General features: G+C 36.9%; 14 protein-coding genes. 10 read left to right on the forward strand and 4 right to left on the reverse strand.

The annotated features are described in order from the left end of the window. Positions 1-992 (forward strand): tRNA guanosine(34) transglycosylase Tgt (gene tgt / locus WBM70_RS03735; RefSeq protein ID WP_424557165.1); only part of this gene is annotated, 992 nt, incomplete at its 5' end. A 34-nt stretch (positions 993-1,026) separates the two neighbouring features. Here the strand turns inward: tgt and WBM70_RS03740 are convergent. Further along, positions 1,027-1,629 (reverse strand): hypothetical protein, encoded by a 603-nt coding sequence (locus WBM70_RS03740; protein WP_424557166.1) that lies wholly within the window; start codon positions 1,627-1,629, stop codon positions 1,027-1,029. A gap of 92 nt (positions 1,630-1,721) precedes the next feature. Continuing rightward, positions 1,722-2,612, reverse strand: a complete 891-nt coding sequence (locus tag WBM70_RS03745; RefSeq protein ID WP_424557167.1) for a 5'-nucleotidase — start codon at positions 2,610-2,612, stop codon at positions 1,722-1,724. A gap of 84 nt (positions 2,613-2,696) precedes the next feature. On the opposite strand from WBM70_RS03745, the gene WBM70_RS03750 reads away from it, so the two are divergent. From WBM70_RS03750 to WBM70_RS03765, 4 genes are all read left to right on the forward strand, one after another. Beyond that, positions 2,697-3,047, forward strand: coding sequence for a gamma-glutamylcyclotransferase family protein (locus WBM70_RS03750; RefSeq protein ID WP_424557168.1), 351 nt, complete (start codon positions 2,697-2,699; stop codon positions 3,045-3,047). Between the two features lie 45 nt (positions 3,048-3,092). Further along, positions 3,093-3,656, forward strand: a complete 564-nt coding sequence (locus WBM70_RS03755; RefSeq protein ID WP_424557169.1) for a LemA family protein — start codon at positions 3,093-3,095, stop codon at positions 3,654-3,656. Position 3,657: 1 nt separating this feature from the next. Further along, a complete protein-coding gene (locus WBM70_RS03760) occupies positions 3,658-5,532 on the forward strand; it encodes a DUF2207 domain-containing protein (RefSeq protein ID WP_424557170.1) in 1,875 nt (624 codons plus the stop codon). 439 nt (positions 5,533-5,971) lie between these two features. Then, a complete protein-coding gene (locus WBM70_RS03765) occupies positions 5,972-6,313 on the forward strand; it encodes a hypothetical protein (protein ID WP_424557171.1) in 342 nt (113 codons plus the stop codon). Between the two features lie 227 nt (positions 6,314-6,540). Here the strand turns inward: WBM70_RS03765 and truD are convergent, their stop codons facing one another. After that, on the reverse strand, positions 6,541-7,605 hold the full coding sequence (truD, locus tag WBM70_RS03770; RefSeq protein ID WP_424557172.1) for a tRNA pseudouridine(13) synthase TruD: 1,065 nt from the start codon (positions 7,603-7,605) through the stop codon (positions 6,541-6,543). A 216-nt stretch (positions 7,606-7,821) separates the two neighbouring features. Between truD and WBM70_RS03775 the strand changes: the two genes are divergently transcribed. Genes WBM70_RS03775 through WBM70_RS03785 form a run of 3 tightly spaced genes read left to right on the forward strand, consistent with a single transcriptional unit; the run spans position 7,822 to position 10,560 of the window. Next, on the forward strand, positions 7,822-8,496 hold the full coding sequence (locus WBM70_RS03775) for a phosphoglycolate phosphatase (protein WP_424557173.1): 675 nt from the start codon (positions 7,822-7,824) through the stop codon (positions 8,494-8,496). Continuing rightward, complete coding sequence (locus tag WBM70_RS03780) at positions 8,493-9,947, forward strand: FAD-dependent oxidoreductase (RefSeq protein WP_424557174.1); 1,455 nt, start codon at positions 8,493-8,495, stop codon at positions 9,945-9,947. Before WBM70_RS03775 ends, WBM70_RS03780 begins: the two co-directional genes overlap by 4 nt. Position 9,948: 1 nt before the next feature. Next, positions 9,949-10,560 carry a hypothetical protein gene (locus tag WBM70_RS03785; protein WP_424557175.1) on the forward strand — a complete coding sequence of 204 codons (612 nt, stop codon included), beginning with the start codon at positions 9,949-9,951 and terminating at the stop codon, positions 10,558-10,560. A gap of 9 nt (positions 10,561-10,569) precedes the next feature. Here the strand turns inward: WBM70_RS03785 and WBM70_RS03790 are convergent, their stop codons facing one another. After that, positions 10,570-11,409, reverse strand: a complete 840-nt coding sequence (locus WBM70_RS03790) for a thiamine-phosphate kinase (protein WP_424557176.1) — start codon at positions 11,407-11,409, stop codon at positions 10,570-10,572. 138 nt (positions 11,410-11,547) lie between these two features. On the opposite strand from WBM70_RS03790, the gene WBM70_RS03795 reads away from it, so the two are divergent. Beyond that, entirely contained in the window at positions 11,548-12,618 is a 1,071-nt protein-coding gene (locus WBM70_RS03795) for a hypothetical protein (protein ID WP_424557177.1), read from the forward strand. Positions 12,619-12,778: 160 nt separating this feature from the next. Continuing rightward, on the forward strand, positions 12,779-13,785 hold a 1,007-nt coding region (locus WBM70_RS03800), incomplete at its 3' end, for an FAD-binding protein (protein ID WP_424557178.1).

Raw genomic sequence — 13,785 nt, forward strand, 5'->3', positions numbered from 1 at the left:
CAACAGATCTTGCTACATTCATTAAACCAGAGATCATTTTGGGCAATACCTATCATTTATATCTTCGTCCCGGGGACGATACTATCAAAACAATGGGGAAATTACATGGGTTTACCAAATATCCTAAAAGCTTTCTCACGGATAGCGGCGGATTCCAGGCTTTTTCACTTTCAGATAATGTCAAGATAGATGAAGGTGGTATCACTTTTAGAAGCCATATAGATGGAAGTAAACACTATTTTACACCTAAAAAGGTTATAGATATACAAAACAATCTAGGTTCAGACATCATGATGATACTTGATGATCTGGTTGCCCTACCCGCTACACAAGAGCGTATCAAAGCAAGTATTGAGCGTACAACTCGCTGGGCGCAGGAATCGGTAGATTATCACCGAGAGAATCAAAAGAAAGGTATTGGTGTAGATCAAAATATCTTTGCTATCATTCAAGGCGGCACAGACAAAGCTTTCCGTGAGAAGTCAGCTAAAGAGCTATGTAGTATGGATTATGATGGGTTTGCCATTGGCGGACTCAGTGTTGGAGAAGCGAACCAAGATATGTATGACACTGTAGAGTGGACCACACAGTTCATGCCTGAAGATAAGCCTCGTTATCTGATGGGAGTGGGAACACCGGAAGATCTGGTAGAAAATGTGGCACGCGGTGTAGATATGTTTGACTGCGTGATGCCTACTAGGAATGCAAGAAATGGTACACTTTTTACAAGTTTTGGAAAAGTAAATATCAAAAAGGCACAATATACAACTGATGAAGGGCCTATTGATCCTGAATGTGACTGCATGGTATGCCAAACATATTCTCGTTCTTACATGAGACATCTTTTCCGGGCAAAAGAGATCACATATTTTAGATTAGGAACGATCCATAATCTTTATTACTATCTTAATCTCATGACACAGATGAGAGAGGCTATAGAAGAAGAAAGGTTTGATGAATTTAAAGCCGAATTCTATGAGAAACGAAAGTGAGTAATATATACTTTGTATAATAGGAACTAACCCATTATCTTTTTATAGATAATCTGAGAACTATATTGTTATCTTTTGTAATTTCTTCTGTGACCTTTGCCTCTAATGAAGGTTTACCTGTAATAAGTGAACCTTTAAGTGTATTTAATATATGAAAAAAGTTTTTATTAAAGGGTGTGATAATTTCTTTTATTTTTTTATGTCTGATTACTTCTATGATATTTTTAATGCAATGCATATAATATATTTTATTAATGGCTCTTTGAATTCGATAGTCTTTCATGATCTCAATATTTCTTATCCATACTTCTTTGTCTATTTCTAGCAAATATACTAAGTTTTGAATAAACTCTATCTCATGTTTTATTTTTTGTTTATATTTTTCGCACTCGAGGGAAACACACTCTTCAATATCATTTTCATACTGCTTTAAAATACGATGTAGGTATTTGTCGTCGAGTGAGCTATTTTCAAAGTTATGTATATAGGATGGCTTTTTTTCATAATCATTGTCTATATCTTTGAGGATCTCCAAAGCTACCATGAGATAAATATATTTATCTTCTTTTGAATATCTGTAAGTAACACCATGATTTGATATTGTTACACGTGGTCCTACATATTCTACTTTTGACATAAGATCTACCTTTATTTAAATTATAAATTATTATAACAGTAAATTATTTAAACTACTGATAAATAAGAGTGAAAATATAATATTAAATACTATTAACGTTTATATGGTACTTTTGCAGAAGGTGTCTCTTTGGATGTATCTGCCAGGTGTGTATCTTGATCATCGAAAAATATGTCAGCTCCAAACGCTTTGATCACTTCATATTTTTGTACGCCACCCTGGAAGAAAGCTTCATCCACACGTACACCCCACCCCTCTAATGTTCCCAATACTCTTTCATGTGTCGAGAAATTTCTGGCTGTTACAAGCGCTGTACGAATGGGTGAACCTTCCATAGGGAATTTGTCCTGTATCTCTGAAATGGTTTTAAGGAATTTAAAAAATGGTCCTTGACTGAGAGGGTTCTTCGCATTTTCACGTTCATGGGCGATGAAAGCTTCCAAACCTTCCTCCTGGTAGACTCTTTCGCTCTCATCGCCAAATATCACGGCATCACCATCAAAGGCGATCTTTACCATATCACTCTCTTCTGTAGTGATAGGAGTATGAGGAAGTATGGTTGCAGCGGCAACACCAGAGTTTACAGCATCTTCAACATCGGGTGCATGTGCAGAAAGGAATAGGTCTACTTTAAAGGCTTCAAGGTATCTGCTTACAGGTGTCCCCGCTGTCCATCCTGTGCGTTCTATTTCTAGATCATAATGCTCTATGGATCTGCCTATACGTAATCCCGTTGCAGCATTATTACGTGAGAGAATGATCACCTCTATAAGCTTATTATCAAACTTTGTATTGATAGAAAGCAAGTTTTGAACAAATCTAAAACCGGAGCCTTTTGCTAAAGGATTATCAAGATTCTCAAGTTGGTGTTTATAATAGCTTTCCAGACCCTCTTCATCAAATATGGCATTTTCTTCTTCGAGGTTAAACAATGCTCGGGATGAAATAGCAATTACAAGTTTGTCTTTAAGATCATACGCCATAGATTTCCTTTATATTTGTGTTATTTTAGTCAGTTTTACTTTATAGCGTATTATAATGCTTTCATAATTTATAGAGGATACGCAATGGATACACTTTTTGTTTATGGTACATTGATGCCAAACTGTCCAAATGGACATGTTTTAGAGAAGATAGTAGGTAAGTTCGTTCCTGCAACAGTAACTGGTGAACTCATTGCAGCTGGATGGTCTGCATCTATGGGCTACCCTGGTATAAAGTTGGACTCTGATAAAGATACAGTACATGGGTTTTTATTCTATTCCCATAATCTTGAGGATAACTGGGAGTATCTTGATGCATTTGAAGGTGCAGAGTTTCTCCGTACAGAAGTAACGGTAGAACGGTATGATGAACTTGACGTTGATACGTTTATCTATGTACTCAAACATGACAAAGAAGAACTTTATGATGAATAAAATTATTTTGATATAATTGATGTACTAGATTTAAAAGGAAAAAGAATGAGTTTTGGAAATATAGTATTGATCATTATTGCTGCAGTTGTTGCTTACCTAATTGTTATTTACAATAAATTTGTATCATTGAGAGCAGGTATAGATGCCTCATGGTCAGACATCGATGTACAGCTTAAACGGCGTTATGACCTTATACCGGCACTTGTAGATACAGTAAGAGGATATAAAGAATATGAAGCAGAGACACTTGAAAAGGTTATACAGGCACGGCAGCAAGGACTGAGTGCCGGAACTGTCGATGAAAAAGCGGCTGCTGCCAATATGCTAAGCGGTGCATTAGGTAAATTGTTCGCTTTGGCGGAAGCGTATCCAGATCTTAAAGCCAACACGAATTTTCTAGATCTTCAAAACCAACTCTCTAATCTAGAAGATGCTATTCAGAATGCAAGACGCTACTATAACGCGATTGTAAGAGATTATAACGCTAAAACCGAGTCTTTTCCAGATCTATTTATCGCACAAAAGTATAACTTTACGCCTCGTGATTATTTTGAACTTGATGAAAGTGAAGCCACTGCTGTTAAAAAGATGCCTAAAATAGACCTCTAAGATGTTAAAAAAACTTCTAATCTCCCTCCTGTTCTTTTGTGGAACAGGTACAACTCTTTATGCTGAAAAAATCACTAATTATAAAATAGATGTGACAGTTGAGCAGAGTGGTGAACTCTCCATAGTAGAGTCTATAGCATATGACTTCGAGCAGATAAGTAAACATGGTATATTCCGTGATATTCCTTTTACTATCAAACGAGATGGTCGTATTATTGACTTAGGACTCTACGAGTTTTCAGTACAACTTGATGATGGTATTGTTGAGTGGCAACAATCAACTATGGGTTCAATGCAAGCAGGTAATGTAATACGTTTGCAAATCGGTTCGGCCAACACATATGTGACTGGAAAACACCTCTATAAGGTAGCTTATCGTGTGAAAAAGGGTGTGCTGCCAGCTGCGCAGAATGAGGATAATGATGCGATACGCTGGAATATTGTTGGTACAGGGTGGACGATTCCCATTAGCAATGTAGAAGCAAACTTTTTCTTACCCTATTCCCTAAGTCAGCATGATATGGCACTATCTACTTTTACCGGTGCTTATGGTAGTAAAAGTTCTCGGGCAAACAGTATCTGGATAGATCCAAGAAAACTACAGGTTAAAGTAGACAGATTGAATGCTTATGAAGGTGCTACTGTTGAAATGGCATTTCCCCCTGATATTTTAGATCAAAATGGACTTGATAATGTACAGTCGACAATTATTGACTGGGTCTTAGAAAATTTTCATTGGGCTGCATTGATAGGATTTTTACTCTATTTTAGAAAAATGTATGAAAAAAATACAGGTTTTATCGATGAACGTTCTATTGCGGTACGATACTATCCTCCAAAAGATATTAGTGTTTTAGAATCTGGGTTGGTCTTAGATAAATTTGCAGATAATAAGGATTTCTCTGCTGCAGTACTTGAACTGGCTGAACTTGGATATATAGATATACATCAAGCAAGTAAATCTTCTGAACCAATTTTAAAAGCAACTGTAAAAAATCCGCAGGGACTTGGTATGGATCAAAAATATCTTCTTGATCACATCCTTTTTAAAGGTTCAAGTAATACATTTACATTTACAAAGGGCACTGAGTCCAAGGCAAAAGCTTTACAGGAAGGGTTTAAACAGATCAATGACAATTTATATAAATGGGTGGTCTCAGATGGTTACATGTTGGAAAACCCTCAAAGGATACGTAAAAACTTTTTGATGAAAAGTATTTTATATTTACTTCCTGTTGTTGCTTTAACACTCTATAGTTTTTATATAAAGTTTGGTGTAGAAGTTATTTTCATGTTGATAATTCCTATTGTATTTGGTACGGTTGGAATGACCGTTGCACTTTCAAACAGGGGATTGGCAAATAAAATATTTGGTGGGATCTTTGTGTTAAGTGGATTTACACCACTGATCGGATTGATAGATAAAAGTATGGATTTTAAAACACTTCTTTTTGGTCCTTTCGGTGTATTACTTATACTTGGAATAGCTTTATTCTATACTTACAAAAAAATTGGAAGGTTTACCCAGAAAGGTGCATATACACGTAAACATCTTCTTGGACTCCAAGAGTTTATTCTTCGTGTGAAACAAGATGAGATCAAAAGACGTTTGGATGAAGATCCTCTTTATCTTGAAAAGTTACTCCCCTATGCTGTTCTCTTTGATGAGACTAAACACTGGCTTTCCTTCTTTGCAATCTTAAGTGTACAAAAGCCACTTTGGTACCATGGAAATTTAAATCACTTAGATGGTTTTAGTTCATCTGTTGATAGTGCATCTACACCACCATCAAAGTCAAGTGGTGGTGGCGGTTTTTCTGGTGGAGGTGGTTTCTCTGGCGGAGGTGGAGGTGGAGGTGGTGGAGGATCCTGGTAACTCTAAATTCTATATTCTAATAAGAGTGATATCGTAATTAGGGTTAGTAGACAATATGGTGCCCTCATCTTTTGAAATTAGAAAAATGGTTATATTTTTATAGACTATAAATCCACTATCTACCACAGGGAAATATTTCGCAACAAAATTTTGTTTCTTTGCGCATTCTATATATTTGTCAATAGTATTTGAAGAAAAAACAGGAATACCAAGCTCTAATTTTTCTAACGATTGCTTTATTTCATTCTCACAGAACATCTATGTATTCCAATTGTATTTACAATGTATCATTAAACTCTTTAATTTTTTCGTCAATTATAGTAAAGATGTATTAAGTGAGTGTTAATTATAGTTTTTATTGATTTTCTCATTGTTCATAGAAATATGTCAATTTGACATATTTCTATCAATTCTTAATTACTTATTCTACAATACCTTTATGTATAATAAAAAGAAAGAAAGATTTTATATCTGTGATCTACTAGAGGACCCAGCTGTACCCTACCCCTCTTACTATATACTCAGTAGTTCTATGCATAAAAATGAGATGTTGCAGACTGCGATGATAGCGCTGCATAGTTTCGATTTCTCCTATTATGAAAAAGCTAAAAATTACGAAGATATTTTTGCTATGTTTCACTCCGGGACATTTCCTATCTACAAAGAAAAATACATCGTAGGATATTTTGGCAATAAAATGATGTATTTAGAATCAAACGGATGGAAAGGAATGCCCTCAACAGAGGATATTTTTAAGATGGAAAACTGGCTGGTTTGTTAGAGTTTAAAAAATAATTTGAACAAATTATTGTTATAACTTTATAATTAAGAGTATTTTTATCTTATTTAGATACAATCTGAACATATCTTAGGTATGGCACTATTTTTATTCTTCCTCCTTTTAGAAAAAAACGTTGCTTTAACTACCATTGAATGCAACTTCCCCCTTGTCATATCTAAGATAATTTCTCATACTATTTCATTTATTGCATACTATCTTAGTTAGGCTTATCCATTTCCTCTTAATACATCCAATACATTTGTTGCATAACAGCCTTTGGGTAATGTGAAGCTAAGTTCATAATGGGCTTTCTCTTCTACATAGTTTTTATTAATTTCAGTGACCTGTATCCAGGCATAACGTCTAGCGCCATTTAAGTTTATCTCCTCTGCAAAAGGTGCTTCTATAAGGCCTGCTGTACTTTCTGCTTTCTTTGTTTTCTTTCCTGGGAGTAATCCTGCTGGTGCAATGTCCTTAGTTTCAAAGCGTTTAGCCTCTTCTTCCAAATTTTCAACATTAAATAAACGGCCATATGGATAATGCATCATCACATCTCCCTCTACCAGTTTAAAGAAGTTTGGCTGTGATTTAGTGCCTTTAAGTGAGCCAACAGGCAGTTTTAATAACTGTTCTGTCTCAGCTTCGGTGAACTTTTCTAGTAAGTGATTGAGTTCCATACGTTTAGATAGCCATCCGTTGAAAAGGTAACTTTGGTATGAACCCATAAGAAACTCTTTGGTTTTCCTGTCACGTATCTTGAGTGTACCCTCTATGAGTTTTTTGCCATCTTCCCAATTGTTACCATTTGTTCCAAAGCGCTGATTTCCAAAATAGTTTGGCACACCATTGGCTTTGATCCATTTAAGCACTGAATCCAGTTTATCTTTTTGTACACCCAAGACCTTTTTCAAACGGATTTTAAAACGATTGCCTTTGAGATGCCCTACCCGTATTTTGTTGTTGTGACGTATCGTAGAAAGGATCTTGATCTTATCATGCGTAAATGCTTTTAACTTCTCTTCATGAATCGCCATTACAGAAATGTACTGTATGGTCATGGCATTTTTATCTTTAAGACCAGCGTAACCCATATCACGTCGACGTATGCCCACATGGTTAGAAATAATATCAAGCATTTCCCAGGTAGTCAGATCTTTTTTACGTACTTGAAGCACAAGGTGTTCGCCCTCACCTGTAAACTCATACAGCGGTATCTCTTCAACAGTAAAATCACGTGGAGATGAGTTGAAGACAAATTCATTTTTGACGTTTAGAGGGTAGATTAGGTTCATGAGGGTTCTTTCTTACACTAAATAATTACAGTATTTTAGCTAAAAATGTATAATCGTCCAATGAATCAACCAGAGAGTTAAATTATCTTTAATTTGGACAAACCAACATATTTCATCAACAAACTATATACTTTTAGCTGTATTATAAATAAAAATTTGGTATTGTATACGAAAATTATATTAATTATTGAATTATATTATAAATAAGGTTTGGATTTGAAATTCTCTGATAAAGAAGTGATACTTTTTGATCTTGATGGGACTCTCATCAACAGCGCACCAGATTTGGCATTGGCAGTTAATCACATGTTAGTAACATTGGATCGTGATATGTTTCCTGAAGATATCATTGACGGATGGGTGGGTAATGGTGCATTAATGCTTGTACAGCGAGCACTTTCAGGCAAAAGAACGGTTGATGACTCTTTGGATGATGCAATGGTTCAAAATGCCTTGGATATCTTTTTAAAGTATTATGCAAAAAACCTTTGTAATGAAACAATACCTTATCCACATGTTAAGACAACACTCAATACACTTAAAAAGAAAGGGTACAGATTATCTATTGTGACTAATAAACCTTTTGCTTTTGTAGAACCTATTTTAGAAGGTTTGGGTATGAATGGATTATTTGAACTTATTTTAGGTGGTGACTCTTTACCTTTAAAAAAGCCTGATCCTGCTCCATTGTTACATGTAGGCGAAAAACTGGGTGTTTCAGTGAAAAAGTGTGTAATGGTAGGTGACTCTAAAAATGATATCTTGGCAGCCAATGCCTGTGGTATGCAAAGTGTTGGTGTAACCTATGGGTACAATTATGGAGAAGACATTGGGGTACATAACCCCACAGTTATAATAGATGATTTTTCGGAGTTACTTGAATTACTATGAGTACAATAAATGATAATAAAGCAAAAATTGCCATTATAGGCGGAGGTGTTGCAGGATCAAGTGCAGCACTTTATTTTGGTCAGCTTGGTCTAAATGTAACTCTCTTTGAAAAAGATGCAAGTTTAGTAAGTGGTCCTCCGTGGTGTCATTTACATGCAGGAGGGAACCTCTATCGTGAGATCTCTGATGCACAGTGTGTTACTTTACTTAAACAATCGATAGATTTTTTACGCTTCTATCCTTTTGTAGTGGACTATAGGCCTACCGTAATAGTGTTGCCTATTACTGACAGTTCAACGCCTGAGGCACTACTTCCACGCCTTGAGTTACTGACAGACGAATATAAAGCGTATATCGATAAAGACCCTGAGAATGAAGTACTCGGTAAAGCAGAAAACTATTACCAGATCTATACAAAAGAAGATATAAAACGTCTAAGAGAAAAAGAATTGGCTATAACACCTAAAACTTCTGATGAGTGGATGATGCCAGTAGCACAAAACATCGACTTGGATAAAGTACAATTCCCTCTTATTATGGTTCAAGAGTATGGACTAAACCTCTTTCGGCTTGCTGCTGGTGCTGAAATGTCACTTGACGCGTTGGACTCTGTTACACTGCATACAAATAGCATTGTCTATAATGTGCAGCAAAACGTTGAAACAGAAGGCTGGAATATCAGTTATGTCAAGGGAGATGTCAGTCATACAGAATCTTTTGACTATCTTATTAATGCCGCAGGATTCAGAACAGGGAAAATAGATGATCTTTTAGGCGCACCTTGTAAATCTATGGTAGAGTTTAAAGCCGCCTATGTAAGTCACTGGGATGGATGTAATGATACAAAATTTCCTGAAATTGTCTTTCACGGAGAGCGTGGTACTCCTCAAGGAATGGGACAGTTTACCCCCTACCCTGGAGGATATTTTCAACTGCATGGCATGACCAAAGATATCACACTTTATGAAGATGGTTTGGTTGCAAATTCTCTTGTAAGTTGCCAACCCAGACTCGGTCAAGACTTCATGGATAAAATAGAAAAATCATGGACACAAGAGGAGACTGAAATACGTACAAAAGCTGCTATTGAACATCTCTCTCAATACATACCATCTTTCAACAATGCTACAGTAGGAAGTAAACCACTTTTCGGTGCACAGCAAATTCCTGGAGATGACCCAACTTTACGTGTAGCGGAAGTCTCTTTCCCACGTGAATATTATGCTAGATGTGAAATCGTCAAAGTCTCTTCGGTCTTAGATATGATAGATGCAATAGTAGCGCAGTTTGTAAAGCTAGGTTACCTAAATACTACCGTATTAGGTCAACGTACTTTTGCACAGCCCTTAGAGTTGGATGATGTTTCACTTAGTAAAAGAGCCCAAAAGATTGCTTTAGATCGTGAATACCCAGCAGAAATGGCAACTAGAACAGTGCCAAAAGATTCATAAGATGAAAAACACTCTTTTTTTTCTTTTACTGTTCACACAATCAATTTTTGCTGCCAAATTACAACACATTAGCATTGGAAATCAAGATTTTTCACTTACGACTGAAAGCTATGATATCTATGACTCAAAAGGTGAAGTATTACGCCTCTACCGAGAAGAGCGTAATAATAATCTTACTTTTATCTTCAGCTTGATATTAAAAGACGCTACAGGCACATGTGCAGATAAAAGTATGCAGACTGGAAGTTATGAGATCAATGGTACCCATATCACGCTTTACAGTTTTTGGGACAGAAAAGGAAAAGCGTATGATAGTCCCTATGGTGCTAGGATACAGCGTTACGAAATGCTTCCGAACCATACAGTTGTACTTAAATCAAGTAAAGTGTATATCGAGACTGCAAGAAGAAACTATGATGAAGAGAGCGGAATGAAGTACCTTTTTACCCCTCCTGAAACAAACAGTGAGAGAGAAGCACTTCAAGCGTATATCAGATCAGTCGAAAAAGAGTATAAAGGGGTCTTTGTTTATGATGATGAAGCAAAGGAACTGTTAGAAGAAGTACATGAATCATTCAGGCGAAGAATGAAGTCTCAATGGCAGGGAAACTAGTACTTTCTTTTATGATTTAAAATGATGGCTTTTACAGGGGTATCTATCACTGTTATTGGTCACTTTTGCATACACAGTTAAAGGTGTATTTGTCGCTTCTGCAATCTCCATAATATCACTATAATGTTCAGGAGCAAAGCTAACCAGCATTTCATACTCTTCCCCGCTGTGTCCTATCTCATCGCTAATACCCTCAAATGTATCGAATCCATATTTATTAATATCTAAGAGCTTGTTTGTATCACAAAAAAGCCCATCTGAAATGTCCATGCCTGTACGCAATAACGGTCTTGCTTTAGAGATGAAATCTGCTCTTAAAGTAGGTTCAAGAAATCGTGAATTATGTGCGATCTCTTCACCTCTGAAAAGTGCATCAAGATCTTTTTTACTTTGACCTAATGTGCCTGTATACGCTAACAGGTCACCCTTCTGTAAGCCAGTACGTAAAAGAGGAGCATCACTTTTAGAAATGATCGTAATAGAAAGGTGCAACTTGTCACCTCCTATCGTATCTCCACCGATAATCTCACACCCATACTCTTTGGCTGTATCTTCCAAAATCTGTGTAAGCTCGTCAATTTCGGACTCTGTCATCTCAGGAGGAATAGAGACAGTTACAAGTGCATACTCTGGCTGCGCATTCATGGCAATGGCATCTGAGAGGTTAATAAGCATTGCTTTTCGCCCTACCTGTGCGATGCTCATCCATTCACGTTTATAGTGTACATCTTCAAAGAAAGCATCCATGCTGTAAAGTGTGTCGCCAATTACGGCAGCATCATCACCAATATGTTTCGAAGTAAGTCTGTTAATGAGGTAGTGTTCTTTATCTTGAGTAGGCAATATCATCTATCCTAAATGGAATTTAAATCGTACAATTGGTAAAATTGTAACATAGTTATAGTGTTTTTACTTTAGTAGGAATCAAATCGTTTCATTCACAGTACTATAAGATATACTTAATGAATATTTATGAAGGAGATTTCTATGTCACATAAACTTGAAATCAGAGCATTCTTTTTTAATGCTAAAACAGACTATCTGCCGTACTACAAAAACTTTAGTATCAATATAGACGCTGATGCAACAGCGAAAGATCTGCTTGCAAAGATACAAGAAGAAAATGAGAATTTCAGTTTCCCTAAACAGAAACTTATTATGAAGATCAATGGTTTGGTTGTAGAGGCTAAACAACCAGTCTTTTCATTGGTAGAGAGCTTTGGAACCTCTTTACAGATAGACCCGGTCAACAGCTATCGTTCAAATGATGGGTTAAAGATCAATGATAGTGACTTCATGCAAAGCTTTGAACTTTTAGCACCTTACGCTTCAGAAGCAGATCTGAAACATTACAAAACATTGTATGCCCTGCACTATGCATCAGAAACAGAAAATTATGATCGTGCATACATCGGTGATGCCATTCTTGTTTTAGCACACAAAATGATCACTGCAGGTTCAGAACATAAAGATGAGATACTTCATGCGATCACTTCTGTACATTCAGGGCTGCTTGATTGTGAGTATGAGAACAATCTTTTTAAAGCGCAAGATCATACGGCAGCTATAGATGAACTAAAAGGAATGGTTAAACCGCAAGAGGGACCATCATTTATGGAAAAACTAGCAAGTCGCTTTTCTAAAAAAACTGATGAAACAGAACAAGCCTCTGCTCCTAAAAAAGCTGTCACTGTTGATGGTCTTGAAACAAAACATATCGCATATTATACTGGATCGGCTACAGATAACAAAAATGTGATAAGCCAAATGATCAAAGATATCGGTGCTAGTGAAATCAGTTTCGCAAGATCATCTAAGCTCTCTGGATTGAGCGTACTTGAAGATAACAAGACATTGGCCCTAAAGAAAGCTGGTACGACCATTTTAGATGCTTTTGATGCTGGTGCAGAGGTACTTCTGGTTGAAGATGAAGCTGTACTGGATATGTTCCAAGAAAACTTCTCTCAGATACAAAAAGTGATGGGACGAGAGATCCTCGGTCTAGAACTTATTTCTGTGAAAGACTTCACAGCTCAAGCGGCTTCGATAGAAGCTTAAATAGTGGGGTCATATTCCCCGCTTTAAATATACGCGTATCCTACGCTACTAAACTATACATCTCTTCATCTTTCATTCTTTAAACCCCAACTTATAACTGAAATTAATCCTTAAAAAGATATGATAAAAGCAAATTGTAACAAATAAGGATATAGATACTATGAGCATAAACCCAGATATTAAAATCTACGAATATGACGCAGTCATCGTTGGTTCTGGACTCGCTGGTCTAGCAGCAGCCAAAGAGTTAACAGAAGCAGGTAAAAAGACAGCGATCATCACAAAACTTCATCCGCTCCGTTCACACTCTGGTGCAGCGCAAGGTGGGATCAATGCAGCACTTAGTGAAGAAGATTCTACAGAACTTCATGAATTTGATACAGTGAAAGGTTCTGATTATTTGGCTGACCAAGACTGTGTTGAGCTTATGTGTACTAAAGCCCCTGAAACTATCCGTTGGGCAGAAAGAATGGGTGCTACTTTTTCAAGAAATGAAGAAGGAAACATCGCGATCCGTCCTTTTGGTGGTCAATCCAAGCCTAGAGCATGTTACGCAAAAGATAGAACAGGTCTAGCTGTACTTCAAGCGATCTATGAGCAAGCATTTAGAGCTGGTATCGAAGTATTCGATGAGTGGTATGCAGCTGACCTGCTCTATGAAGATGGAAAAGTATCTGGTGTTGCAGCATATGATATTCGTAACTCTGAACCGGCGATCTTCAATGCTAAAGTAACGATGTTCGCTACGGGTGGACATGGTAGAGCCTATAGATTTAATTCAAATGCACATGCAAATACTGGAGATTCACTCTCTATCGTTGCACGTCATGGCCTTCCTCTTGAAGATATGGAATTTGTACAGTTCCACCCAAGTGGACTTGGTGGTTCAGGTGTACTTATCTCTGAAGCTGCACGTGGTGAAGGTGGTCGTCTTTTTAACTCTGAAGGTGAAAGATTTATGACAAAGTATGCTCCAAATGCTATGGAGCTTGCTTCTCGTGATGTTGTATCTAGAGCGATCATGGAGGAAGTACGTCAAGGAAGAGGTGTAGGTAAAGATGGTCAGTCAGTCAATATTGACCTTACACACTTGGATCCGGAGATCATTTTAACACGTCTTCCGGAACTTCGTGAACTTGCTATTGCATTTCAGGGACAGGATATGCT

It is taken from the genome of Sulfurovum sp., from assembly GCF_049668085.1.
Lineage (GTDB): Bacteria > Campylobacterota > Campylobacteria > Campylobacterales > Sulfurovaceae > Sulfurovum.